General features: G+C 38.9%; 22 protein-coding genes. 11 read left to right on the forward strand and 11 right to left on the reverse strand.

What is annotated here, in order from left to right; genetic code table 11:
• Positions 1 to 86: 86 nt before the first annotated feature.
• From adeK to sdsA, 6 genes are all read right to left on the reverse strand, one after another.
• On the reverse strand, positions 87 to 1,538 hold the full coding sequence (gene adeK, locus MKL33_RS05515; RefSeq protein WP_002116015.1) for a multidrug efflux RND transporter outer membrane channel subunit AdeK: 1,452 nt from the start codon (positions 1,536 to 1,538) through the stop codon (positions 87 to 89).
• Positions 1,538 to 4,714 carry a multidrug efflux RND transporter permease subunit AdeJ gene (gene adeJ / locus MKL33_RS05520; protein WP_002116419.1) on the reverse strand — a complete coding sequence of 1,059 codons (3,177 nt, stop codon included), beginning with the start codon at positions 4,712 to 4,714 and terminating at the stop codon, positions 1,538 to 1,540. Before adeJ ends, adeK begins: the two co-directional genes overlap by 1 nt.
• Before the next feature lie 12 nt (positions 4,715 to 4,726).
• Positions 4,727 to 5,974, reverse strand: a complete 1,248-nt coding sequence (gene adeI, locus MKL33_RS05525) for a multidrug efflux RND transporter periplasmic adaptor subunit AdeI (protein ID WP_005064514.1) — start codon at positions 5,972 to 5,974, stop codon at positions 4,727 to 4,729.
• A 24-nt stretch (positions 5,975 to 5,998) separates the two neighbouring features.
• Complete coding sequence (locus MKL33_RS05530; RefSeq protein ID WP_005064516.1) at positions 5,999 to 6,625, reverse strand: phosphatase PAP2 family protein; 627 nt, start codon at positions 6,623 to 6,625, stop codon at positions 5,999 to 6,001.
• 183 nt (positions 6,626 to 6,808) lie between these two features.
• Positions 6,809 to 8,869, reverse strand: coding sequence for a site-specific recombinase (locus MKL33_RS05535; protein ID WP_270906638.1), 2,061 nt, complete (start codon positions 8,867 to 8,869; stop codon positions 6,809 to 6,811).
• 14 nt (positions 8,870 to 8,883) lie between these two features.
• Positions 8,884 to 9,861 (reverse strand): All-trans-nonaprenyl-diphosphate synthase, encoded by a 978-nt coding sequence (gene sdsA / locus MKL33_RS05540; protein WP_002116233.1) that lies wholly within the window; start codon positions 9,859 to 9,861, stop codon positions 8,884 to 8,886.
• A gap of 441 nt (positions 9,862 to 10,302) precedes the next feature.
• Between sdsA and rplU the strand changes: the two genes are divergently transcribed.
• The 7 genes from rplU to MKL33_RS05575 all read left to right on the forward strand — a co-directional run bounded on the left by rplU (position 10,303) and on the right by MKL33_RS05575 (position 16,089).
• A complete protein-coding gene (gene rplU / locus MKL33_RS05545; RefSeq protein ID WP_000271409.1) occupies positions 10,303 to 10,614 on the forward strand; it encodes a 50S ribosomal protein L21 in 312 nt (103 codons plus the stop codon).
• A gap of 18 nt (positions 10,615 to 10,632) precedes the next feature.
• Positions 10,633 to 10,890: a 50S ribosomal protein L27 gene (gene rpmA, locus MKL33_RS05550; RefSeq protein ID WP_002116037.1), complete on the forward strand. Its 258-nt coding sequence runs from the start codon at positions 10,633 to 10,635 to the stop codon at positions 10,888 to 10,890.
• Between the two features lie 239 nt (positions 10,891 to 11,129).
• The gene (gene lolA / locus MKL33_RS05555) at positions 11,130 to 11,825 is read left to right on the forward strand and encodes an outer membrane lipoprotein chaperone LolA (RefSeq protein ID WP_004789378.1); all 696 of its coding nucleotides are present in this window, start codon (positions 11,130 to 11,132) and stop codon (positions 11,823 to 11,825) included.
• 115 nt (positions 11,826 to 11,940) lie between these two features.
• Positions 11,941 to 12,741: an RsiV family protein gene (locus MKL33_RS05560; protein ID WP_262728245.1), complete on the forward strand. Its 801-nt coding sequence runs from the start codon at positions 11,941 to 11,943 to the stop codon at positions 12,739 to 12,741.
• Between the two features lie 118 nt (positions 12,742 to 12,859).
• Positions 12,860 to 14,131, forward strand: a complete 1,272-nt coding sequence (gene serS / locus MKL33_RS05565; protein WP_270906639.1) for a serine--tRNA ligase — start codon at positions 12,860 to 12,862, stop codon at positions 14,129 to 14,131.
• Between the two features lie 67 nt (positions 14,132 to 14,198).
• The gene (gene cysG / locus MKL33_RS05570; RefSeq protein ID WP_161282910.1) at positions 14,199 to 15,572 is read left to right on the forward strand and encodes a siroheme synthase CysG; all 1,374 of its coding nucleotides are present in this window, start codon (positions 14,199 to 14,201) and stop codon (positions 15,570 to 15,572) included.
• 43 nt (positions 15,573 to 15,615) lie between these two features.
• Positions 15,616 to 16,089, forward strand: coding sequence for a tRNA (cytidine(34)-2'-O)-methyltransferase (locus MKL33_RS05575; RefSeq protein ID WP_005072891.1), 474 nt, complete (start codon positions 15,616 to 15,618; stop codon positions 16,087 to 16,089).
• Positions 16,090 to 16,148: 59 nt separating this feature from the next.
• On the opposite strand, the gene MKL33_RS05580 is transcribed toward MKL33_RS05575, so the two are convergent.
• On the reverse strand, positions 16,149 to 17,714 hold the full coding sequence (locus MKL33_RS05580) for a PT dipeptide repeat lipoprotein (protein WP_126645348.1): 1,566 nt from the start codon (positions 17,712 to 17,714) through the stop codon (positions 16,149 to 16,151).
• A gap of 101 nt (positions 17,715 to 17,815) precedes the next feature.
• Between MKL33_RS05580 and MKL33_RS05585 the strand changes: the two genes are divergently transcribed.
• The 3 genes from MKL33_RS05585 to MKL33_RS05595 all read left to right on the forward strand — a co-directional run bounded on the left by MKL33_RS05585 (position 17,816) and on the right by MKL33_RS05595 (position 20,550).
• Positions 17,816 to 19,006, forward strand: coding sequence for a cupin-like domain-containing protein (locus MKL33_RS05585; RefSeq protein ID WP_270906640.1), 1,191 nt, complete (start codon positions 17,816 to 17,818; stop codon positions 19,004 to 19,006).
• An 85-nt stretch (positions 19,007 to 19,091) separates the two neighbouring features.
• Complete coding sequence (locus tag MKL33_RS05590; protein WP_161282907.1) at positions 19,092 to 19,901, forward strand: DUF6502 family protein; 810 nt, start codon at positions 19,092 to 19,094, stop codon at positions 19,899 to 19,901.
• A 16-nt stretch (positions 19,902 to 19,917) separates the two neighbouring features.
• Positions 19,918 to 20,550 (forward strand): hypothetical protein, encoded by a 633-nt coding sequence (locus MKL33_RS05595; RefSeq protein WP_161282909.1) that lies wholly within the window; start codon positions 19,918 to 19,920, stop codon positions 20,548 to 20,550.
• A 71-nt stretch (positions 20,551 to 20,621) separates the two neighbouring features.
• Here MKL33_RS05595 and MKL33_RS05600 read toward each other — a convergent pair whose 3' ends face one another.
• Positions 20,622 to 21,002, reverse strand: a complete 381-nt coding sequence (locus MKL33_RS05600) for a winged helix-turn-helix transcriptional regulator (protein WP_002116344.1) — start codon at positions 21,000 to 21,002, stop codon at positions 20,622 to 20,624.
• 117 nt (positions 21,003 to 21,119) lie between these two features.
• On the opposite strand from MKL33_RS05600, the gene MKL33_RS05605 reads away from it, so the two are divergent.
• Entirely contained in the window at positions 21,120 to 21,680 is a 561-nt protein-coding gene (locus MKL33_RS05605) for a flavodoxin family protein (protein ID WP_014207483.1), read from the forward strand.
• A 38-nt stretch (positions 21,681 to 21,718) separates the two neighbouring features.
• Here the strand turns inward: MKL33_RS05605 and MKL33_RS05610 are convergent, their stop codons facing one another.
• The 3 genes from MKL33_RS05610 to MKL33_RS05620 all read right to left on the reverse strand — a co-directional run bounded on the left by MKL33_RS05610 (position 21,719) and on the right by MKL33_RS05620 (position 25,089).
• Entirely contained in the window at positions 21,719 to 23,104 is a 1,386-nt protein-coding gene (locus MKL33_RS05610) for an APC family permease (RefSeq protein ID WP_014207482.1), read from the reverse strand.
• 265 nt (positions 23,105 to 23,369) lie between these two features.
• A complete protein-coding gene (locus tag MKL33_RS05615; RefSeq protein WP_270906641.1) occupies positions 23,370 to 24,554 on the reverse strand; it encodes an iron-containing alcohol dehydrogenase in 1,185 nt (394 codons plus the stop codon).
• Between the two features lies 1 nt (position 24,555).
• Positions 24,556 to 25,089 carry a hypothetical protein gene (locus tag MKL33_RS05620; protein ID WP_005072911.1) on the reverse strand — a complete coding sequence of 178 codons (534 nt, stop codon included), beginning with the start codon at positions 25,087 to 25,089 and terminating at the stop codon, positions 24,556 to 24,558.
• Positions 25,090 to 25,169: the final 80 nt, after the last annotated feature.

A 25,169-nucleotide genomic window follows, 5' to 3' on the forward strand; every position in this document is an offset into this window, starting at 1 on the left:
TTAAGGTTTCAAGATAAAAAATATTCAGATGAGTTGCAATAAAAAAGCCCACCGAAGTGAGCTTTTGTGAATAAGTTATTTAAAACTTATTGCTTTTTAAGTTCAGCACTAGATGGTTGATTAACCACTGTATCTGAAGTATTTGCTTTTAAACCACCACCTAGAGTTTTGTATAACTCGATTTGGTTGTTTAAGTTTGCTTGTTGAAGCAATAACAAACCTTGTTCTGCTGAATAAGATGAACGCTGTGCATCAAGAACTGTCAAGTAACTATCAATACCAGCACGGAAGCGGGCATTTGAAAGTGTGTAGTTGCGGTTAGTTGCTTCTACTAGACGTTGTTGAGCTGTTAAACGCTCACCAATGTTGGCACGAGTTGCAAGCGCGTCATTAACTTCGCGGAACGCAGACTGAACTGATTTTTCATAATCAGACAATGCAATTTTCTGATCAGTTTCAGAAATTTTCACATTGGCACGACGAGTGCCCCAGTCAAAGATTGGTAAGTCTAAGCTTGGACCAATTGACCATACAAAACCACCAGACTTAAATAGATCACTTAAGTCAGTTGATGCATAACCTGCAGAACCCGTTAAGCTAATGGTTGGGAATAAACGTGCTTTTGCAGCACCGATATTCGCACCAGCAGCGCTTAAGTTATATTCAGCAGCTTTTACATCTGGACGGTTGTTAAGTAAGTCGCTTGGTAAACCCGCTGTAAATACATTTTGTTGCGTAATGCGTTTTACAGGTTGGGTTGGTAACAAGTTTTGTGGAACTGATTGGCCAACTAACAAGTTCAACAAGTTTTGCGCTTGAGCAATCTGTGTTTTGTAGTTCGCTACATCATTACGTGCAGTTTCTACAGAAATCTGTGCCTGACGTAGTGGAACTTCACTATCGATGCCCACATCAAAACGTTTTTTGTTGAGATTGTAAGAATCTTGCTGTGCTTTAAGCGTTTGCTCTGCAAGTCGTAAGTTGGCAGTTGCAAAAGAATAGTTCAACCACGCTTGAGCCACTTGACTGATTAGACTGATTTGAGTCGAATCACGTGCGCTTTGCGTTGAAAGATAACTATCTAACGCAGCATCTTTTAAGCTACGTACGCGGCCCCAAAAATCAAGCTCATAGGCAGTTACACCCAGACCTACTTGATAAGTAGAGTAGGGGTTATTCGGATCACGGCTTTGAGAAACCTGACGAATTGCACTACCACTTGCTCCGATTGTTGGAAGCTGATTGTTCTGTGTAATTCGATATTGCTGTTGAGCACGTTCGATATTGAGCGTTGCTGTACGTAAGTCGCGGTTGTTGGCAAGTGCCAAATCAATCACTCCGAGCAAACGAGGGTCAGCAAAGAACTGTTTGTAACCCTGTTCAGCAATAGACGTACCAGAAGCGCTATATGCATAGCTTTGTGGAATATCGGTTTTCACGACTGGTTCTGGGCCGCGCATGCTTTGACAAGCTGCCAAAGCAAGCGCAAGTGCAGATACCGCAATGCTACGACCTGAAATAGACCATACGTTTTGCATCACGATTTATGCTCCTGAGTGTTTATGGTTTTTGGTTTGTACTTAAAGATACTACGAATCCACACATAGAATACAGGGATAAAGAAGATACCTAAGAACGTTGCACTGAGTACGCCACCGAGTACACCGTAACCAACAGAGTGCTGACTTCCTGCACCTGCGCCTGTTGAAAGGGCAAGCGGAAGTACACCGAAACCGAAGGCAAGGGTAGTCATGATGATTGGACGTAAACGCATTTTTGCAGCATGTAAAGTTGCTTCAATCAGGTCTTCACCTTTTTCCTGCAGCTCTTTTGCGAACTCAACAATCAAGATCGCATTTTTTGCAGAAAGACCGATTACCGCGATCATCGCTACCTGGAAGTAAATGTTATTTGAGAGATTTGGATCTCCTTTAATAATCATACCCAAGTAAGTTAATACGATTGCACCAATAATACCGAGTGGTACTACAAGTAAAACCGAGAACGGAATAGACCAGCTTTCATACAATGCAGCCAAGCAAAGGAAAACGATTAACAATGAAAGCGCATATAAGAATGGAGCTTGAGCACCAGACTCACGTTCTTCAAGTGATAAACCTGTCCATTCATAGTCGAAACCTTGTAAGCCCATAGATGGTAACTTAGCAATAATTTCTTCCATCGCTTTCATTGAGTCACCAGAGCTCACGCCAGGTGCAGGTGTACCTTGAATGTTAACCGATGACACGCCGTTATAACGTTCAAGACGTGGAGAACCATATGTCCATTCGCCAGTAGCAAATGCAGAGAACGGTACCATTTCGCCTTTGTTATTACGTACATACCACTTGTTTAAGTCTTCAGGCATCATACGACTACCCGCATCACCTTGAACATAAACTTTTTTCACACGGCCACGGTCAACGAAGTCGTTAATGTATGAGCCACCCCATGCAATACGCATTGTATTGTTAATTTCGGCAATACTCACACCCATCGCTCCAGCTTGAGCTTGGTCTACATTAATTTGATACTGAGGTGTATCTTCTTGACCATTAGGGCGAACACCCACAAGACGTTTATCTTGTGCAGCCAAACCTAAGATCGTATTACGTGCAGCAATAAGTTTCTCATGACCTTGACCACTTGAATCTTTAAGTTGCAAGTTGAATCCGGCTGTTACACCGAGTTCAGGCATTGCTGGAAGCTGTAAAGGCATGATGTAAGATGCGTCTTTAACGATCATGTTCAATGCCATACCACGCTGAATCAATGCACCAATTTGAGTTTCTGGTGAAGTACGTTCACTCCAGTCTTTCAATTTAACGAAGCCGATACCAGCATTTTGACCCACACCTGTGAATGAGAAGCCCGAAACGGTGAAAATAGATTCCACAGTATCTTTTTCATTCATGAAGAAGTTTGTCATGGTGTCAATCACTTTACCTGTACGGTCAAGCGTTGCATTTGGCGGTAATTGAACAAGTGTCATTACCACACCCTGATCTTCTTCTGGTAAGAATGAAGATGGGAGTTTTTGGAACAAGAACACTAATAAAGCAATAACTACAGCGTAAAGCACGCCAGAGAAGATTTTGCCCTTAAGCATGCGGTTAACACCATTTTGGTAGCTATGCGACATGCGGTCAAAACCATTGTTAAAGCCTCTAAAGAAACGAGCAAAAATATTATTGCTTGGTGCTTTGTTAGGATCATGCTGTTTTAAAATGGTTGCACAAAGTGCCGGTGTAAATGTTAACGCTACAATTAACGATAGAACCATTGCTGTTACAAGGGTAATCGAGAACTGACGGTAAATTACACCAGTTGTACCACCAAAGAATGCCATTGGTACGAATACGGCTGTTAATACGCTTGTAATACCAATTAACGCGCCAGAAATCTGTTGCATTGATCGTGACGTCGCCGTGACCGGATCGGTATGCTCTTCACTCATAACACGTTCGACGTTTTCGACCACAACGATGGCGTCATCGACCAGAAGACCAATTGCCAATACCATGGCGAACATGGTTAAGGTGTTAATTGAGAAGCCAAAGATATTAATAACAGCAAATGTACCTAACACAACAACAGGTACAGCAAGTGTTGGAATAATCGTTGCGCGCCAGTTCTGTAAGAACAAGAACATCACAATGAATACTAAAACTACCGCTTCAATTAATGTGTGTACAACACTTTCAATTGAAAGACGAATAAATGGAGTCGTGTCATAAGCTAGTTTATCTGCAAGACCTGTTGGATAGTTCTTACGTAATTCAGATAAACGATGTTCGACAGCTTCTGCGGTATCAAGTGCGTTGGCACCAGTTGCAATTTTAATTGCAAGACCACCAGCAGGTTTACCGTTAAACTTCGAGTCAAACTGATAGTTATCAGAACCTAACTCTACACGCGCAACATCTTTTAAACGAACCTCAGCACCAGATGCTGTGTTCTTTAAGAAGATATTTTTAAACTGTTCAGGTGTTTGCAGCAAACTTTGTGCATTCACTGTTGCATTAAGCACTTGACCTTGTACAGCTGGTGCACCACCTAATTGACCTACTGCTACTTGTGAGTTTTGCGCTTGTAAAGCTGTCGCAATATCACTAGGAGTAAGTTGATAACTGGTTAACTTAGCTGGATCAAGCCAGATACGCATTGCGTATGAACCACCAAAGACCTGTACCTCACCCACACCAGCAACACGGCTAAGTGGTTCTTTAATTGATGAGTTTACGTAGTCTTTAATGTCCGAGTCAGAAAGGCTGTTATCTGGTGAGTAGAATGCAATAACTTGCAAGAAGCTTGCACCAGATTTAGTTACTGTTACACCTTGACGCTGTACATCTTCAGGTAAAAGCGCAGTTGCAGATTGCAATTTGTTTTGAACCTGAACCTGTGCAATATCTGGATCAATACCTTGTTCAAAGTTTAATTGAATAGAGGCCTGACCGTTACCAGCACTGTTAGATGAAATGTAGCGTAAACCATCTAGACCATTCATTTGTTGTTCAATGATCTGGGTTACGGTGTTTTCAACAGTCTCAGCAGATGCACCAGGATAAGTTGCAGCAATTGTAACTGTCGGTGGTGCAATCGTCGGATACTGTGCAATAGGCATTTTTGTTAGCGTGAGAATACCCGCCAACATAATGACTAATGCAATCACCCACGCAAAAATGGGGCGATGAATAAAAAATTGTGCCATTCAATCTACCCCTTATGCATTAGATGCTTTCTGTTCTGCTTGAGGTTTACCTGATTGAGCCGGTTTTGTCGCATTTGGAGCTGCACCTTGTGGATTCGCTGGTTGAGCTTGGTAAGGTTTTGCTGAAACTTCTTGCCCTTCTTTAACTTTGGCAACACCGTCAACAATCACTTTATCACCAGCTTTAAGACCGTTAGTCACAATCCAGTTTTGTCCTTGAACACCAGAGGTTTCAACAGGACGACTCTCAACAGCACCTTTGGCATTAACAAGCATTGCTACAGCTTGACCTGTAGGTAAACGTGTAATTGCAGCTTGAGGAATCAGGTAAGCATTAGGAACTACACCTTGAACAATCTGTGCAGTGGTATACATGCCTGGAAGTAACAGATGATTCGGGTTTGAGAATACGGCACGTAAAGTAATCGTTCCTGTATCCTGATTTACAGAAGCATCAGAGAAAGCAAGTTGTCCTTCGATTGGGTAAGTTGAACCATCTTCGAGCTTCAATTTCACTTTCGTGTTGTTACTATTGTTTAAACTGCCTTTGCTAAGTTGTTGACGTAAACGTAATAACTCGGCACTAGACTGGTTAATGTCAACATAGATCGGATCTAACTGTTGAATCGTCACTAAAGGTTCAGTTTGGTTGGCAGTGACTAAAGCACCTGCTGTTACAGAAGAACGTCCAGACTGACCAGAAATTGGTGAGCGAATTGTAGAGTAGCCAAGATCAACGTTTGCATTCGTTACTTGAGCTTTTGCAGCAGAAACTTGTGCTTCGGCAACATTAACCTGACCAAGTAAGTCGTCATACTCTTGTTTAGATACAGCGTTACTTGAAACAAGTTGCTTATAACGGTTTAACTTAGTACGTAGTGAAGCTAGATTTGCCTGTTGTTGTAAAAGGGTAGCCTTTGCATTTTCAAGCGTTGCACGGTTAGTCCGAGAATCCAGTTCATATAGAGCCTGTCCTTCACGAACGTAACTTCCTTCAGCAAACAAGCGTTTTAAAATCACACCACTTGTTTGAGGGCGAACTTCAGAAATTTGATATGCTGAAGTACGGCCGGAGAGTTCAACGCTTTGTTCAACACTTTGTGGTTGAGCAACAATAACACCTACTTCTGCAGGCGGCATTTTCTGAGCAGCAGCAGCTTGCTGTTTCTCATCGGAGCCTTTGCTACAACCAACAAGTGCGATACTTGTTGCTAATGCGCAAGCAGTAAGGGCAGGAGCCCAAAGCTTAGCCGACATCATTGTTCCACCTCGTTTAGATAAAATCTAAAAATATATTTGTTTTCTACTTAACCTACTTTGTGTTTGTAATAACCAGAGCCAAAGCAGTGCAATCCAAATAAAACCTATGCCCCAACCGGCGAGTACATCTGTTGGAAAATGAACTCCAGCATATATTCTTGAAAGCCCCATGCAGATAAACCAAAGACAGGAAATCAAAATGATATAAGGAGAGTTAGTGTTGGGCTTATGGCATAACATTATCATTGCCATACAAGCCAGTGTTGATGCATAAACACTATGTGCACTTGGGAACGATGCACCATAACTTTCGACAATATGATATACCTGTGGAGGTCTTGGACGGTCAACACACCACTTGAGCAGCCAACCCGTGATGATACTGCCAAGAACACCCACGCTAATGAAAATAACAGTAATATATTTTTTATACCATGCTTGATATATACACACCAATAAGGATAAAAAACATACAAAAGGCATACCACCTACACGTGCTAGAAAGGTCGTAATAGAGTTAAGATAATCTGATCGATTTTCACTCAATATTTGAACGGTGAGAAGATCCAAAGATTGAAGTCTTGGTACAAAAAGACCAAGAACACCTAATCCTAAAAAAATACAACCAATAAAAAGCAATAAATAGGGCATGTATATACCTTTGCTTGTTCAAGCAGTGTCTACTACTGAAAGCCGTTAAAAGTGTACTTGCCAGTACACTTTTTTTCAAGCCTGATAGATCATCGAAAATTCATTTTGAAAATTTTTTAACATTTGGAAAAACAATCACAACAAAATTGACGAAAATCACATTTTGTGTACAAAGCAAAATTCTTAGTGGTCTGCTTTTTTTCCGTTATTTGTTGAAGTGTTTTCTTCAAGTTCTAATGGTTGTTTTGGTGGCCAGAAAAAATCGCTTGGACGAGTTAAAAAATGGGTCATGACCAATTTGGCTAAAGGTTTCCATTGTTCAAAGCGGACTCGACGCGCTCGTAATGCCACAATAATCGTTAAGGTGAAACTCACAAATAAGTTGGTGAGACCAATACATAACACACCAAGAAAGGATACGATAATCAGTCCGATATCTGGGCTGCCGTTAATAGTCATTAAACCTTGAATAAAGTTAGCAGATGCAAAGGCAATATGGCGGATATCTAAAGGTAGACCTAGGATAAAGCCTATGGTCCCCATACTTCCTAGCATAATACCGAATAAGAAGTTACCGGCTAACGCACCTAAATTACGTTCAATATATTCAGCAAAACGGTTAAGGCGATCTTGCCCAAACCAGCTAGCTAAACGGCGATGTGCTCTTAGACGCGGGCCGACTTTTCGGTAAACAGCCATGTTGTCAAAGTATCCTGCAATGAGACCTGACAAAAACAGACATACTCCAGCAATTGCCGCATGTGGAACTGCTAATGAAGTAAAGGGGTTTAAACTGTGTAGAAGATATGTTGCTTTAGTATGGGTTAATAACGGTTCATCAAGGTAAAACTGCCAAGCAAAAGTAATGAGTGCAGCAGTAGGAATCGCAATTGAAATATTGCCTAAAATAGCAATAAATTGCGTTCGGATAATATTAATAATAAGCGCCGCTAACTCTGCAATTTGAGCCGTTTTAGAGCCTTTACGTTGCTGCACTGTTGCAGCAAGAGCCGCCGCCGTCATAGCGGGTTGCTTGGTCGCAACTGTAAAATGCAGAACATGAATCAGAATGAAACCTAGGGAATAATTCATACTGAAAGTAAAGGCTTGCATGAGCGGGGCCATTGTCATTCTTGCAGCAAGAATTTTTAAAGATGCCATAAAGGCAATAATGACACCTGCACCAGCGGCAGCTTTATACATTCCCCAGAAGCCTTTGGTATCTGTACTTACGTAATGTTCACCTGTTCGGCTAGCATTTTCTGTTACCTGAAAAGCAATGAGTTCACTGGTCGTACTGAGTAATGAGCGAACACTTTTTTCGCTGTAATGTGCTTTGGTTAAATCGGAAATCAGATGTCCTAAAGAAACATATTTTCCTTTAGTGTTATCTACGACCAGATAAAGTAATAACTCAATTCGATCAAGACATTGCTCAAGTAATGATAGTAAGTAAGTCAAACTTAAGCTGACACCAATTCTTTTGGTCGCACGGCGAATCTTTAAAACGACATCTCGGCACTGTTCTAGCATAACAAATGCTTGTGATGCATCGGGCGGGGAAATAACTGCAATTTCATGTTCAGAAATTTCTTGTTTTTTATACTTTTCAATAAACTCAATAATTTCACGGTTCTGAACTAAAAACGGCGACTCATATTCTGTTAATTCTGGCTGAGCGTTAATAAATTCGGGATAAAGACCAATTCCACTAATTCGATAAGATAGGACTGTAATGGCTTTAATCATTTCACTTTGAATGACTAACTTCTCATCGACATTACTTTGGCTTTGCCCAATAAGACTAAATAAATTTGCCCAATCTTCATCATCAATATTATTGAGCCAGATTTTGTCACTTTCTAAATAGAAAATTTTTCCAATTAATATTTTGAGTTGGCTTGCATCTTCTATTAAAGGTAAAAAATGTGCTCCGAGTCTTTGCCCAAGCTGGTTCCAGAAACCATCTAAAGACAAGATTCCGCTATCAGCATATAAACTAACTTGCTTATAGCGATTAATTAAACGTAATAAAAAAGTTTGTAGTAAGAAGGGCGCTGTAGGTGTGCGCAAAAGACTTTCAATAAAAGCCTGTATTTTTTTATTAATTTCATCCGTATCTTGTGGGTTGGATGGTCGGATGACATTGACGAGTTCAATCAGTAGATTTTCATCAATGACAGCTTGAGGATCCTCAAGCTGTTTCTCTATTTTTAAAAAAAGATCTGAAAAATTTATATGCATAGGCAAAATAATATCTATTGTATTCGATGTAAAGCAAGCTGAGTTAAGTTAATCAAAGCCTGACGATACGGTGTATCGGGTAGGTTTGATAAAGCTTGCAGTGCTGCTTCTGTTTCTTCTTGGGCACGTTGGTTGCAATAATCTAAAGCACCAGACTTCTGTACAATTTCGATGACCTGAGATAGTTGGTCTACTCCACCGGTTGCGATACTGCGACGAATAATCGCATGCTCTTCACCTGTTGAGCGTGCTAATGCAGAAATTAACGGTAAAGTTGGCTTACCTTCCATTAAATCATCACCAATATTTTTACCTAATGTTTCAGCATCAGAGGTGTAGTCTAAAATATCATCAATAATTTGGAATGCATTACCAAAATGACCGGCAAACAATCTTAATGGCTCGCGGTACGCTTCTTGCCCTGCCAAAATAGCAGCGCCTTCTGTAGCCAGCTCAAACAGGCGAGACGTTTTACCATGAATAATTTTTAAATAAGTTTCTTCAGTTGTATCTGGTTGATGCTGCGATTGAAGTTGTAATACTTCACCTTCAGCAATTTCACATGTACCTGTTGAAAAGTCTTTCAATAAAGTCATGTTGTTTAAATCGACCAGTAAATCGAAAGCACGAGCAATCAGGAAGTCGCCAACTAAAACGGCTGTTTGATTGTTCCATGTTGCATTTGCTGTAGGGCGACCACGACGAAGCCCAGATTCATCTACCACATCATCATGGACTAGTGTCGCGGTATGTAACATTTCAATGATTGCAGCTAAACGCTGTGCATTTGCCATGTTATCTAAACCACAAGCACGTGCTGCAAGCAAACACATGATTGGGCGCATACGCTTTCCGCCAGCTTCAACGACGTGTTTACTGACAGACATGACTAAACCGACTTTTGAGCTAATTCCTTCATTAATCAAGTGATCCATCGCAGCGAAGTCTGAAGCAACAGGCGCAAGAATGTCTTGCTTGAAATCGATGACCATATGAAGAAAAACCCCGTATTGGTAGATAAGTGGCGTTAGTGTATCAATTAAAGATGTGTTGCATAGCTTAACAAGTGGCTGATATTAATCATTTCTATTGTTTTTAAGCGTTTTTTGTTCTTTATTTAAGCAAAATACGATGTTTTCGGCAAAACAATAAATTTAATGACATCAGCATTAATACAACTTGTTCTTGACGCAATTTGTGTTTGGAACTGTATTTTAATTTTCATTCAGAATCAATGAAAACTGCTAAATTCCAGTCCAAGCTGTTTGATTTTGTAAGAATAGGGGATCATGCTTTACTGATAGATAGAAAATACTTGTCGTTTGATCAAATTTCACTTAAAATCTGTCGCCTTGTATAACCCCAGTGGCGATCGTTTTAAGATCGATATATCCCTTTATCGACACGACGACACGGGCTGATTGGAGTACATTATGTACGCAGTAATCCAAAGCGGTGGTAAACAGCACCGTGTAGTTGAGGGCGAAACCCTTAAAGTTGAATTATTGAAAGCTGAATCTGGTGCGACTATTACATTTGATGATGTATTAATGGTTGTAAACGGTGACAACATTCAAATCGGTGCTCCAGTTGTAGCTGGCGCTAAAGTAACTGCAGAAGTGATTGGTCATGGTCGTCACGACAAAATCCGCATCATCAAAATGCGTCGTCGTAAACACTACCGTAAACAACAAGGTCACCGTCAATGGTTCACTGAGTTGAAAATTACTGGTATTTCAGGCTAATCACGAGGAGTAAGAGACATGGCAACTAAAAAAGCCGGTGGATCGACGAAGAACGGTCGTGATTCAAACCCAAAAATGTTAGGTGTTAAAGTTTACGGCGGTCAAGCTGTAACTGCTGGTAACATCATCGTTCGTCAACGTGGTACAGAGTTCCACGCTGGTGCAAATGTTGGTATGGGCCGTGACCATACTTTATTTGCTACTGCTGACGGCGTAGTAAAATTCGAAGTGAAAGGTCAATTTGGCCGTCGCTACGTAAAAGTTGAAACTGTATAAGTTTTAGCTCGAAAAAAGCCCACATTTTGTGGGCTTTTTTTATGGCATTTATTTTTATTCATCTTCATCATGATGAATGAAATTCTACAAACAACATGAATAACATAACAAAATATCTTATTTTCTCAATGATTAGCACAGAGTTTGTCGGTTAATATGAGTCTTGAATTAAGAGCTTACTCAGCTTCATAACTTTGAAAGAGAGTAAGTTGTCTTACAGCAACTAAAAAGGTGATGACATGAATATGCTTCGTAAAACTATGTGTGCTATTACACTTAGCGCGTCAGTGCTTGCTCCTGTAATGAGTACTACAGTGTTTGCTGCGCCTGTAGCAGCACCGGAGCAACAGGCAATTGGGAACCTGGTTAATCAGTTATCAGGTTTACAGCGTTTGACTGCCGACTTTGAACAAACAACTAAAGCCAATACAAAAACTGTGGCACAGAAAAAGAGTTTAAGTGCACAGCATATGAACCAGACATTTAAAGGCTCAATGAAAGTTGAGCGTCCGGGGAAATTTTATTGGGAAACAGTAAGTCCTGCTAAACAAACTATTGTAACGAGCGGAAAAACAGTTTGGATCTATGATCCGGATTTACAACAAGCTGTCCGCCAAAGCTTAGATGATCAGGTTGCAGATACACCAGCATTATTACTTTCTGGTAATACCAACCAAATTATGAAGTCTTATCGTGTAACACAACCCGATAAATCTAAACTTTATTTCACATTATTCCCTAAAAAAGAAGATGGGGCGTTCCAAAGCTTAACGATTAGCTTCGGAGCAAATAAAGCACCTACACTTATGGTATTACAAGACTCATTAGGTCAAACCACCTATGTACGCTTTAAGAACGTTAAAGTAAATGCTTCAATTCCGGCATCAGTCTTTAACTTTACGCCGCCAAAAGGTACAGATGTTATTGACCAATAATTAAAGCCTCTTCAAAAAAGCTACTTTAACGGTAGCTTTTTTTATATAAGAGAAACAGATACATTTTTTAACCCCGTCTTATTCTTACGCTTTGTATAGTGTTAGAGGTAAATTCATGGGGATTATTATGCGACTTTACGATAAGAAAATTATTTGTATTCTTCCATTAATGGCTGCAATGGCAATTGTGACTGGTTGCCAACCAAAGTCAGCAGCCAAAGAAGAGCAGGCTGCTTCGACTGTAAAAGTTAAAGAAACGAAAGAGGCTGGTGTTCCTGTAATTCAAGCAAAAGTAATCCCGGTAAAATTGCCAAAATCAAAAGTTTGCTTAGAAGATGGTTGTACTGAGTATGATTTTCAAACAGTACAGACCAATCAAAAATGGATTAATGATTACTTCACCAATCGTATAAAGAAAGCAGATCCGAATGCTTTTGCAAATTTAGCCGATCAACCAGTTGAAGTACCTGAAGGTGAACCAAGTTCAAGTCAGAGTGCAATTTATGTTCGCTATTTGGGGCAAAACTATAACCTTGCCACTTTTGCATTACAGACTTATTCGTACTCAGCTGGTGCTGCACACGGCATGTCTCATCAAGAATTTGTAAATTTTGATTTATTAAATAAAAAGCACATTACTGTTGCTGAACTTATTCAGCCAGATGTTGAAAAACAGTTGGTTGATGCTCTTTTTGAAGCAAATACAAATTGGCTTCAAGCACACAATATTAGCCGTGAAAAACTTCAGCTAAGCGATAATTTCTACTATGGTGCTAATGGCATTGTATTTGTCTATCCAATTTATGAGCTGGCTTCATATGCAGAGGGAATGTCTGAATTAACGCTGCCATATTTTGAAGCGGGTAAGTTCATTAAACCTGAGTATTTGCCAAGTGTGCCAAACTATAACTTTTAAAATAAGTAATCTATTCTACGAATTGTGTGAAAGCTATTCGTTATGAAGATGATCACTATATTTTTTAGTGTTAAGGCCTTACACTATAGCCAGTTTTTTACCCATATTATGATTGATTATGATCGACCCTAAGTTACTCAGAAATAATATTGAAGCCGTTAATGCGGCTTTGGCAAAACGCGGTGTTCAATTAGATGTTCAAGAATGGGCTTCTTTAGAAACTCGCCGTAAAGATTTGCAATCAAAAACTGAAAAATTGCAGGCAGAACGTAATGCCGGTGCAAAACAAGTGGGTCAGATTAAAAAATCCGGTGGTGATTCTTCTGAAATCATGGCGCGTATGCAAGCCATTGGCGACGAAATCAAAGCTGCTGAAGTTGCTTTGTCAGAGTTACAAAACGAGATTGAACAAAAAGCGTTGAGTATTCCTAACTTACCAGATGAGTCTGTTCCTGCTGGTAAAGATGAAGATGATAACGTTGAAATCTCAAAATGGGGTACGCCTCGTCAGTTTGATTTTGAAATCAAAGATCATACTGATTTAGGTGAGTGGATGGGTGGTTTAGAGTTTGAAACCGCTACTAAATTGACTGGTTCACGTTTTAGCGTACTGAAAGGTTCTTTAGCACGCCTACAACGTGCATTAACACAGTTCATGCTTGATACCCATACTTTAAAGAATGGCTATACAGAAGCTTACGTGCCTTATTTGGTCAATGCTGATTCACTTCGTGGTACTGGTCAGTTGCCAAAATTTGAAGAAGATTTATTCAAACTTCAAGGTGAAAAAGAATATTACCTCATCCCTACAGCAGAAGTTCCAGTTACTAACTTCGTTCGCGATGAGATTATTGATACCGAACGTTTGCCTTTAAAATATGCAGCGCATACGCCATGTTTCCGTAGTGAAGCTGGTTCTTATGGTCGTGATACCCGTGGTTTAATTCGTCAGCATCAATTTGATAAAGTTGAGATGGTGCAAATCGTTAAACCTGAAACATCTATGCAAGCACTTGAAGAGCTTACTGCACATGCTGAGGGCATTTTGCAGGCACTAGGTTTGCCATACCGCAAAATTTTGCTTTGTGGTGGTGACATGGGCTTTGGTGCAACTAAGACTTACGACTTAGAAGTTTGGGTTCCAAGCCAAAATACTTATCGTGAAATCTCTAGCTGCTCTAATATGGGTGACTTTCAGGCACGCCGCATGAAAGCACGCTACAGAATGGATCAAAAGAAGACCGAATTGGTGCACACACTAAATGGTTCAGGTCTGGCAGTTGGACGTACTTTGCTTGCTGTAATGGAAAATTACCAACGTGAAGACGGTTCTATCGAGATTCCAGAAGTATTACGCCCATATATGGGTGGTGCAACGTTTATTGACTAAGCTTTGCATCTAAATTGTGCACGGTTTTTGCTTAACCCAAATCAGATGATTAATGTAGAGGTTTAAGGTGGATATTTTTCCAATCTCTTTAAAGTTGCAACAGCAACATTGTCTGATTGTAGGTGGTGGGCATATTGCATTGCGCAAAGCAAACCTTTTAGTCAAGGCGGGAGCAGTAATCGATATTATTGCTCCCGCAATTGAAGAGCAGCTTTTACAGTTAGTCAAAACGACAGGCGGAGAGTATTTTGCCGAGTCCTTTGCTGAAAAAATATTAAATACACCATATCGATTAGTGATTGCTGCAACTAATGATGCACAAGTGAATAAAGCTGTTTTTGAACAATGTGAAGCGCGTAATTTATTGGTCAATAGTGTTGATGATATTCCACATTGCCGCTTTATGGTTCCAGCTATTATTGATCGTTCTCCGTTAATTATTTCTGTCGCTTCAAATGGTGCATCACCAGTTTTATCAAGACAACTTCGTACTCAAATAGAAACAATTGTGCCGCATGGCATGGGTAAGTTGGCTGAGTTTTCTGGTCAGTGGCGTAAGCAGGTAAAAGAAAAAATTCCCAATCCAGATGAGCGTCGGATTTTTTGGGAAAACCTCTATGCTAGCCCATTGAAAGAACAAGTTTTCAATGACAATTTAGAAGTTGCAAATGGTTTGATTCAGCAAGCCTTAACAGAATGGACTGCACCTAAAGGTGAAGTTTATTTGGTAGGCGCTGGACCGGGTGATCCAGAGTTACTGACACTAAAAGCATTACGTCTTATGCAGCAAGCTGATGTTGTGATTTATGATCGTCTTGTTTCTGCACCCATTTTAGAGCTTTGCCGTCGTGATGCGACTAAAATTTATGTCGGTAAAGCCCGTTCAAATCACTCCGTTCCCCAAGATGGTATTAATGCTTTACTGGTTGAATATGCTCAAAAAGGAAAGCGTGTTTGTCGTTTAAAGGGTGGTGATCCATTTATCTTTGGACGTGGTGGTGAAGAGATTCAAGAGCTCGTTGAGGCGAATGTCACTTTCCAAGTTGTACCAGGTATAACAGCAGCATCAGGCTGTTCAGCTTATGCGGGCATTCCATTAACACATCGTGACTATGCACAAAGTGTTCGTTTCTTGACTGGGCATTTAAAGGAAGGTTCACCTGAACTTCCTTGGAATGAGCTGGTTTATGAAAATCAAACTTTGGTTTTATATATGGGGCTAGTTGGTTTAGAACGCATTTGTGAGCAACTTATTGCTCATGGCCAACGTGCTGATATGCCAGTAGCTTTAATCTCTAAAGGAACCACACCAGACCAGAAAGTTGTAGTTGGAACATTAGCTGATATCGCAACAAAAGTGTCTGAACATCATATCGTAGCACCGACTTTAACCATTATTGGTGAAGTGGTAAATTTACGTGAACAGTTAAAATGGCAATAAGTTCATTTGAGTTTATTGTTGGTCATTAAAGTCGAGAAAATTTGTGATTCATGTTGTCCTATACGAGCCTGAAATTCCTGCCAATACAGGCAATATCATTCGTTTATGTGCTAATACTGGTGCACAGTTACATTTGGTCAAGCCTTTAGGTTTTGAATTAGATGATAAAAAGCTCAAACGAGCAGGCCTTGATTATCATGAATGGGCACGTATGCAAATTTGGGACAACATAGAACTTTGCCTTGCCGACTTGAAAGCTAAAGGGGTTGAGCATGTTTTTCCACTCACCACTAAAGGTTCTGCAACTCCGCATACAGTTGATTTGAATCGACCTGTGGCTTTACTGATGGGGCCGGAAACACGCGGTTTGCCTGAGCATGTTCGCTTGATGTTTCCACAAGAACAGTGGATTCGTTTGCCAATGGCTGAAAACTCAAGAAGTTTAAATTTATCTAATGCAACGGCTGTGATTGTTTATGAAGCATGGCGTCAGCAGGGTTTTAAAGACTTAGGATAAGTTAATAGTTTTTAAATAAAAATAAGGCCACAGTTGTGGCCTTATTTTTATTAGATGTCTTATTTAGGGAAAACAACACCACTTGCTAAATCATAATTTGTTGGTGAGTTGGTATAGACCGATCCAAGTCGAACTGCAAAGAACCAGCCTAATGTACCTTGGTCTTGAATCCGATTTTCAAAGATATAAGGCTCATCTGTTTCGGATGCAGCATCTTCAATAAATACTTTATATTCAATAGGTCCTGTATTTTCACTGTCGCGCTCAAATAGATAACCATCAATATTAAAGAAGCCTAGGTTATTGTTCGCGTCGACTAACCTATAACCTTCAGCCGCTTGTTCTTTAAGAAGTTTTTCAAGCTTAATTGCATCATCCTTGTTGAAAGGAATATGTTGTGGAACTTCAAAATAACGATATGCATAGGTTCCGTTATGGGTACTGCTATTTACGCAAGTCGGTACATAGAAGGTTCCATTCGTTGTGCCATTATTAGTGAATTCTGAGTTTGCGTAAATTAGCTTACAACCTTGTGCACCAAGTTCATTGAAGGCATTTAGAATACTTGTGCGAGAAGTGTTGGTTAAGAAGCGATTAGAATACGAATAGGTTGCAGGTTTCTTATCATTTTTCACAAATAAATATTTATCTGTATCAGATGTAACCTCACCAAATGAAAGCTTATATATATAGCCTAAGCTACCTTGTTTATTTAACTCATTCACCCATAGTAAATAACGGTTTGCTACTGAATTAGTTTTAACATCAACTGTTTTATAGGTGTATGTGTCAGTGGATTTATTGTTTTTAACATATAAATTTTTATACAGCGCAAAGCTTCCATCCGGATTATCTAATCTTACAGATGGCGTGAGAAGAGCGTAGCCTTGGCGTCCTTGATCATTAAGTTGACTTAATACGTCTGCCCAAGATTCCTTATTATCTCCTAGTCTAAAACTTGCTGTTGCCAATACTTGAGTTGGCTTTTGCATGCTTGCTGGTGGAGTTGTTTTTGTGAAGCAGGTATTTGTGAGATCAAAGTTTGCTTGCTGCAAATAATTATGTATCGCATTTGGTTCATCTGTAGGAACTAGACAGAATTGGTTTGCATTTTTAAACCCTAGAATAGCTGGCTGTTTCTGCGTTAGCTTTCCTGCTACTACAAGCTGCCAATCTACTTTGTTATAGCTTGAGGTTTGTACTGTCTGAGGTGCTCCAATATTTGAAACCAGACTAAAATCTTCAGCTTGGCGGTAACTTGCAACAATGTTACCTGTACAGTTCGATTCATTCTCATAACGTACTGTTTCACTGGCAAATCGCACGCTGTTATCAGAAACCTTAATGACATTCATTTTTAGAGCAGAGCCGTTAATACAACCTCCTTTGCCTGCTAACCAACTTCCAACAAAGCGATCCGCTACACTTGTTGGTGTTGGTGTTGGTGTTGGTGTTGGTGTTGGTGTTGGTGTTGGTGTTGGTGTTGGTGTTGGTGTTGGTGTTGGTGTTGGTGTTGGTGTTGGTGTCGGTGTCGGTGTCGGTTCCGAATCGTTATCATCAGATCCGCAACCACTTAAAGCTATAAAAATCAAAGCAATGCTGCTTCCTTTTAGTATGTTATTCATCACATGAACCCTTTTTTTATTAAAAATGTGAAAATTTAACATTTTTAAAATAGATCAATTATAATGCAGTTGTAAAGATCAAATTTGAAAAAAGGTTCAACATGGCAGCTTATAATCAAATTGAAATATTCGAACAAAGCCAAAAATGGTTTGACCAGTTGCCATTAGAGTGGAAAAACTGGCTTGAAGAAAACTTAGAAAAAGGGTGTGGAGTTGAACAATTAGTCGATGTAATAAAAGCAAATGGATTTGAACCAAAGTTTGAAATGAATGATTTGAAATTTCAGACTTTATTGGATCATGATCAAGAGTGGATAATTGAACAAGTTTTAAATGAGGTAACGTCTTCGGAAATTATAAAAATATTAATAGAGCAGGGGCATGATGGTTTAAAAGTAAAAGAATATTTAAATAATTTAGAAAATAATAAGTTATATAAAATTTTGAAGAAAAAGCATCATCAGCTTAAAAAACGTGAATGGTTAATAGAAACCGTAGATCAATTGGCACAGCTAAACTCTGACTATAATAAAAAAATTCCTTCTATTACTGCTCCAAATTTTTCTGATTTTGTGAAGGGTTACTATAGTCAACATCGCCCTGTGATTTTAAAAAAAGGAATAGAACATTGGCCAGCTTTGCACAAATGGTCTCCGCAATATTTTGCTTCTAAATTTGGTCATCATTTAGTTGAAGTTCAGATGAATAGAAATTTAGATGAACAGTTTGAAAGACATTCTCCATCATTAAAGCAGAAAATGAAGATGTCAGAGTTTGTATCAAAAGTTATGTCAGTTGATGCTAGTAACGATTTTTATATGACTGCAAATAATGCATCAAATAGTCATCACATGCTTCAAGAATTATTTTCAGATATAGATGATTTTGCAGATGGTTACTGTGATTTGGCTTTAAAGGATGACCGTAGTTTTTTATGGTTTGGACCTAAAGGAACATTTACGCCCTTACATCATGATTTAACGAATAATATGTTAGTTCAAATTTATGGAAGCAAAAAAGTAACTTTAATTCCTGCATTGCAAGTTCCTCATCTATATAACGATCATTGGGTATTTAGTGAATTGAGTAATACAAATAAAATTGATTTAAAAAAATATCCTTTAGCAAAATCAATTACTCCTGTTGAATGTATTTTGAATGCTGGGGACGCTCTATTCATCCCGATTGGTTGGTGGCATAGCGTAGAAAGTTTGGATGTCTCAATTAGTATTTCTTTTACCCATTTTAATGCACCAAATCATTATATCGATCGGTTTCCCAAAGAGGTCTAAGAATGAAAATTGCATCTTAAACCGTTCAGTGTGACAATTGCTCGGCCCATACTGTTTTTCAAATATGAAGGAAAATTGTTACTCTATGACCACACTCCAAACGAACAATGCAGAACTTAATCAGAAGCAGGTATTAATGTTAATGGAATACCTGACGCAATGGTTAATTCGTTCGGGAGTTGGATATAACGACTTTGTAACTGCTTTAAAACCTGTTTTCTATCAACAAGCTTTAACTGAGCTAGAGCGTATAGAGCAAAAGCCAACTGATTCAGCGGTCAGTTTACTTTCAGGGTTACATCGCAAAGATGTGAATGCATTTAAAAAGGCAATGCAGGCTGGTCAGCCTTTAACAGAGGCAAAAGTAGCAGAGCCAGTAAGTGTTCCTGCTCGGGTGATTGGTTTGTGGCTTGCAGAGGGATTGGCAGAAAAAATTCCATTTGTAAGTAATGATCAGATTTGTTTTGAAAATTTAGTAAAGAAAGTCTCAACTGAAAAGCATCCAAGATCTATTTTGAATGAACTCGAACGCCTAAATATTGTGAAAGAAAAAGATGGCCTTGTGATGTTGCAGCAGCGTAGTTTTATGCCTGATGTAGAGCAATTTGAGGTTCGAAAATTATTAACGAGTAATTTAGAAGCACATTTAGCTGCTGGAGTTCATAATTTATTTCAGCCCGAAAAAGAACCCTATTTAGAACAAGCAATTTTTGCTGATGAACTAACAGATGAATCGATTACTTTACTCAAAGAAGCAAGTTTACGCTTATGGGAAGATTTATCGCTACAAGTACTTAAATTAGCTATTGAACGTTGTGCACTAGATGAAGGAAAAGAGGGTGCAACTAAAACTTTCCGTTTCGGAGCTTATCAATATGACGAAAACAACTTATAAAAAATTAATAATATCCATGAGCTTCATTTTGACAAGTGGTCTTTTAACCGCTTGTGGAGAGGATTTATTCGCAGGTGGTGCAAGTTTAGGGGGATCAGGATATCCGACTAAACCTGGTAAACCGGGTGATTTTGAAACACCGGCCGATGGAGAGAAAGGCGACTCAAAAGATAATGAAATTTGGTTGCCTGCACCTGTTGAAGATGACTGTAATGGCTTACATCGCAAACTACAATTTCTCAATAATTTAACGCGTGAACCCATAGAAAAAGAAACTGTTTTTAAATATGCACAGCAGTTAACTTTAAACGGTACTCTGGCTTTGCAGATTACTCAAACTAATAAGGGATTAGAGAAAATACAAGAAAAACAACCTGCATGTTATGTACCTTTAGAACTCTATTTACTTGGAAATACAAAGCGCTCCTATCCAGAAAATGAGTGTAAAGAGAATCAAACTTACGAATATCTGCCAGGTGAAACCAAAACTTTTATTGTCAATTATCCAGCATTTGATGTCATGAATGGTACTTGGAAATATGGTCTAGAAAGCACTTATTTGAAGAATGATCAAGAGTTAAAACAATGTGAACCTTTAACTATCCAATTTAAAATAAGTGCACCACCTGAGCCGATTAAAATTAATTAAGTTGAGCAGCCCTTCAGCTAAGAAAAAAGCCTAATCAATTAAGCTCAATAAAATTTTAAGGGAAGCATGAGTTAAGCTTGCTCTAGCACTTTTTCATCGTAAGTCATTTGGGCTGCTAAAACCTGTTCAATATTGGTTTCGGCCCATTCCTTTAATTGGAACGCCATTGAAGCGACATTTTGTCCCAGTGAAGTTAGTGAGTAATCAACACGAATAGGAGACGTATTCTGAATTTTACGCTCAATAAAACCATCTCTTTCCAGCATTTTTAACTTCTGTGATAAGACTTTAGGCGAAATACCTTGAATATTCTTTTTGAGCAAGTTGAAGTGCTGAGTTTCCTCTTCAAGCACATTTAAAATTAATAAAACCCACTTATCTGCAATTTTTTCAAAAAATAAACGAGCAGGGCAATGTTGTTGAAAAACATTATATTTTAGACATTCATTCATACTATTTACCTACTAATTTCTTAAAAAATTACCATAGTTACCAGTTAGTAACTAATTGACACCTAGTTTCTAAAATATATCATAAAGTGGAATTTAATAAAACAAAGGTTTGCTCCCATGTCTAACTCTAATATCGCGGTTGTATATTTCTCTGGTTATGGCCATACCAAAGTAGTGGCTGAAACGTTTGCAAACGAAATTAATGCTCAGCTCATCCAAATTGATCAAGAAGGTAATATTACTGAGCAAGATTGGCAGACATTAAATGATGCGAAGGGGATTGTTTTTGGTGCTCCGACTTATATGGGTACAGCACCATGGCAGTTTAAAAAGTTTGCTGATGCAACTTCAAAAGTTTGGTTTACACGTGGTTGGCAAGATAAAGTATTTGCAGGCTTTACAAACAGCGCGAGCTTAAATGGGGATAAGCAGGTTACGCTTATTCAATTACAGACTTTAGCATCGCAACATGGTGGAATTTGGGTGAGCCTTGGTTTATTACCAGCGAATACAAAAGATGCAACACGTGAAGATGTAAATAACTTAGGTGGTTCAGTTGGACTTTTAGTTCAATCGCCTTCTGATGCAAGTGTAGAGGAAGTCCCTACTGGAGACCTTGAAACAGCGAAACTCTATGCTCAACGTGTACAAAATATTGTGAACAAAATTTTTGGTTAATTTGACCATAAAAAAAGGCGCTTCAAGCGCCTTTTTTATTATTCGTGTTCATTATGCTGTGGAGCATTATATTTGAAACCTTTGGTTTTGTAGGCCAAATAACCTACACCAATAACGGCCCAAGCTAAGCCAATTTGTAAGGCAAGCTTATCAATTTCTAGCCACATCATAAACACACTGGCAAAACCAAGTGTTGGTATAACAATATAGTTGATGATGTCTTTAAACGTTTTGTTCTTGCCATCTCTTAATGCATAGCGAGAAATAACAGAGAAGTTAACAAAACTAAAGGCGGTTAAAGCACCAAAACTAATTAAGTTGACAATATGCTCAAGATCTAAGAAACCAGCAGATAAGGCAACTACACCTACAATAAGAATGTTGTAAGTTGGAGTATGTAATTTTGGACTAATATGACCAAATAATTTCTTATTGATTACGCCGTCACGTCCCATTACATACATTAAACGAGATACACCAGCATGAGCAGAGATACCTGATGCCATAACAGCAACTACAGCAAAATATAAAACCAAAGTTTTAAACGCAATACTACCAATCGCAGCAACCATCACAGGCTGTGATTCATCCAGAGGATTAAAGTAAGTATTTGGGTTACTAGGGAAATATAATTGGATGAAGTAAGTACTTACAATGAAAATAATACCTGCAAGTAATGCTGTCGTAAAAATAGCTTTTGGAAGCGTTTTCTCCGCATCTTTTGTTTCTTCAGCAAGAGAAGATAAGGCATCAAACCCTGTGAAAGAGAAGCAGAGTACAGTTGCACCAGCAATTAAAGCACTTACGGATGTCATATCATTCCAAAAAGGAGTTAATGACCACAAGGCAGCTTTATCTGGATTTAAAGTTCCATCTGCATATACACCTTGAGTGAGTAAAATGTATACCTGATAAACGAAATAAAAAATTACGCCAAGCTGAATAATAACGATCGTACTGTTAAAGCGTGCGACAAATCGTGCACCAAATAAGTTAATAACAGTCATTAGGGTGGTTAAACCAATCACCCATAACCAGTTATTTACCTCTGGAAAAAGAGCTCTTAGATAAATATCTGCCAAAATAATATTAACAAGCGGTGACAGTAAATAGTCTAACCAAGAAGACCAACCCACCATAAAACCAACATTAGGGTGAATTGATTTTTGAGCATACGTATAAGCTGACCCAGAAGAAGGGTAGCGCTTAATCATATGTCCATAACTGATCGATGTTAATAAGATTGCGACTAATGCAAAGATGTAGGAAGTTGGTACATGACCGCCACTTCGCTCTGATACTAAACCAAAAGTATCGAATAACGTTAATGGCTGAATATAAGCTAAACCAATAATAATAATGTGCCAAAGCACAAGATTCTTTTGAAGTTTAGCTGTTGGTTTAGTCCCAGATAAATTTGTCAACGGCGTTATCCTCATAATCGTTGATCAAGGATCAGCTTGGTGTTAAGGATCGTTTGAGACGAACGATCCCCCCTACAGAAAAAGATAAAGTGCGCCAATCTATCCTAAATTGATGCAAATTGTCAGTACTTTCATCGATTTTTTAGCAAATTTTTTGCCATATTTCCAAATAAAAAGATGAATAAAAATTCACAGTGATAAAAAAGACCTGATTTTATATAAAAATCAGGTCTTTATATTTAAGTCTCGAGTTTAACCTATCGAATTACCATGCCTTTTGTAAGACCTCTCGGATATCTTTTAGGCTTGCTTCTTTAGGGTTGTAAATAATTGAGCCGTCATTTAGTGCTTTTTCTGCAACTTCATCGAGCTGTGCTTCCGTTACTTTGCCAGTTTCACGTAAAGTACGTGGTAACTTGGTTAAAGTAAATAAACGATCACGCATTGCTAAAATTGTTGCAATCGCTCTGTCTGCACGTTGAGTTGCTGGAGTTTGTGCATAGATATCAGCACCAGCTAACGGCAATAGTAATTCACCAATTTTCTGGCCATTTACCTGCTTATTATATTCAAGCACATACGGTAAGAATAAATTCATGCATAAACCGTGGGGCAGGTGAGCAACGGCACCTAAAGCATGACCTAAGGAATGTACAAGGCCTACCATTGAGTTTGAGAATGCAATACCTGCCATTGTAGAGGCTTGTGCTAGTTCTAAACGACCTTGTGAGTCATTTGGGTTTTCTAGGACATTAAATAGGTTTTCACTAATCTTTTTAATTCCAGCACTTGCATAAGCATCGCTAAGTGGATTGGCAGCCATACATGTATATGCTTCAACACAATGTGTTAAGGCATCCATACCTGTCATTGCAGTTAAATGAGGTGGCAATGTAAGTGTCATGCGTGGATCTAAAATCGCTGCATGTGGCATTAAGTAATAAGAAGCAAATGCCAATTTAACATTCTTTTGCGTATCTGAAACCACGGCAACCATAGTCACTTCAGATCCCGTACCTGATGTAGTCGGAATTACGAAAAATGGTTTTAATGGTTTTGGTAGGTTGTGTGCACCAGAATATTGAAGTAAGTCATCTCCACCTTCAGATACTAAAATGTTAGTTGCTTTAGAAGTATCGATAACTGAACCACCACCTACAGCAATAATCGCATCGCATTTATTCTTACGATAAGCTTCTGCGGCAAGACGAACGACTTCTAAACTTGAGTCTGGTGGAACATCATCAAACACATGACCAATGACAGCATCAGTCGTACTGAACGCAGCTTCAATCGGGTTGAGTAGGCCATTTGCGCGCACACCTTTATCTGTAATGATGAGCGGACGTTTTGCACCTAAAGTCGCAAGTTCAAACGGAATATGTTCTAACGCAGCATTACCGGCAATGACTTTTACAGGACAAAAGAATTCGTAATATGGTTTAGCCATGTTATGCGCTCCGCTTGAAATAGGACTTAGCTACTTTTAAGTAAATATTTGCAGCTTCGTTGAATTTTTCTTTTAGGGTGAGTTCGGTTGGGTATTCTTTGACTGCAAGAGACGCAACCAATTTAGGTAAAATGAGAGATTCCATTTTATTTAGACAGCGTACTAAGCGAATGGCAGCAGATACATCGCCATCAGCAATCATTCGGTCATTCGCAAATGCTTGGGCAGTACTTTCTTGAAAAGAAAATACTAAAAAGGCATGAGTTACATGTTTGAATGTAATAGTTAAGTCTGGCTTTCTTTCAGCTCTTTTGAGTAGCTCTAACTGTTTGTCTTCTGTGACTCGAGCAAAAAATGCTGGTCCATTTGGGAAAACATTCATTGAAAGTACAAAGTGAACAGGAAATTTAGATACTTCCTCTTGTATTTCAGTGTCCACTTGACTTGCCATGACTAAGCCACGACCAACAACATCCATCATGAGCTTAACGTAGGCAAGTTGCAGAGTAGGCTTTACAGCTTTTGTCGAAATCACTCGCGTATCCCTTGTTAAAATTATGCAAAAGCAAATTTAGAGTAATTACTCTAATCCATTTTTATTTCATCGCAAAGCGA

The sequence above is a fragment of the Acinetobacter sp. AOR43_HL genome (genome assembly GCF_027854635.1).
Classification (GTDB): Bacteria; Pseudomonadota; Gammaproteobacteria; order Pseudomonadales; family Moraxellaceae; genus Acinetobacter; species Acinetobacter pittii.

Excerpts from the sequence above, each read along its gene's own strand:
- MKL33_RS05530 (WP_005064516.1), bottom strand. The coding sequence starts at position 6,625 with ATGCCCTATTTATTGCTTTTTATTGGTTGTATTTTTTTAGGATTAGGT.
- MKL33_RS05600 (WP_002116344.1), bottom strand. The coding sequence starts at position 21,002 with ATGAATGAATGTCTAAAATATAATGTTTTTCAACAACATTGCCCTGCT.
- adeI (WP_005064514.1), bottom strand. The coding sequence starts at position 5,974 with ATGATGTCGGCTAAGCTTTGGGCTCCTGCCCTTACTGCTTGCGCATTA.
- MKL33_RS05535 (WP_270906638.1), bottom strand. The coding sequence starts at position 8,869 with ATGCATATAAATTTTTCAGATCTTTTTTTAAAAATAGAGAAACAGCTT.
- MKL33_RS05560 (WP_262728245.1), top strand. The coding sequence starts at position 11,941 with ATGGGGATTATTATGCGACTTTACGATAAGAAAATTATTTGTATTCTT.
- lolA (WP_004789378.1), top strand. The coding sequence starts at position 11,130 with ATGAATATGCTTCGTAAAACTATGTGTGCTATTACACTTAGCGCGTCA.
- MKL33_RS05580 (WP_126645348.1), bottom strand. The coding sequence starts at position 17,714 with ATGAATAACATACTAAAAGGAAGCAGCATTGCTTTGATTTTTATAGCT.
- rpmA (WP_002116037.1), top strand. The coding sequence starts at position 10,633 with ATGGCAACTAAAAAAGCCGGTGGATCGACGAAGAACGGTCGTGATTCA.
- serS (WP_270906639.1), top strand. The coding sequence starts at position 12,860 with ATGATCGACCCTAAGTTACTCAGAAATAATATTGAAGCCGTTAATGCG.
- MKL33_RS05615 (WP_270906641.1), bottom strand. The coding sequence starts at position 24,554 with ATGGCTAAACCATATTACGAATTCTTTTGTCCTGTAAAAGTCATTGCC.
- MKL33_RS05595 (WP_161282909.1), top strand. The coding sequence starts at position 19,918 with ATGAGCTTCATTTTGACAAGTGGTCTTTTAACCGCTTGTGGAGAGGAT.
- rplU (WP_000271409.1), top strand. The coding sequence starts at position 10,303 with ATGTACGCAGTAATCCAAAGCGGTGGTAAACAGCACCGTGTAGTTGAG.
- MKL33_RS05585 (WP_270906640.1), top strand. The coding sequence starts at position 17,816 with ATGGCAGCTTATAATCAAATTGAAATATTCGAACAAAGCCAAAAATGG.
- MKL33_RS05590 (WP_161282907.1), top strand. The coding sequence starts at position 19,092 with ATGACCACACTCCAAACGAACAATGCAGAACTTAATCAGAAGCAGGTA.
- sdsA (WP_002116233.1), bottom strand. The coding sequence starts at position 9,861 with ATGGTCATCGATTTCAAGCAAGACATTCTTGCGCCTGTTGCTTCAGAC.
- adeJ (WP_002116419.1), bottom strand. The coding sequence starts at position 4,714 with ATGGCACAATTTTTTATTCATCGCCCCATTTTTGCGTGGGTGATTGCA.
- adeK (WP_002116015.1), bottom strand. The coding sequence starts at position 1,538 with ATGCAAAACGTATGGTCTATTTCAGGTCGTAGCATTGCGGTATCTGCA.
- MKL33_RS05605 (WP_014207483.1), top strand. The coding sequence starts at position 21,120 with ATGTCTAACTCTAATATCGCGGTTGTATATTTCTCTGGTTATGGCCAT.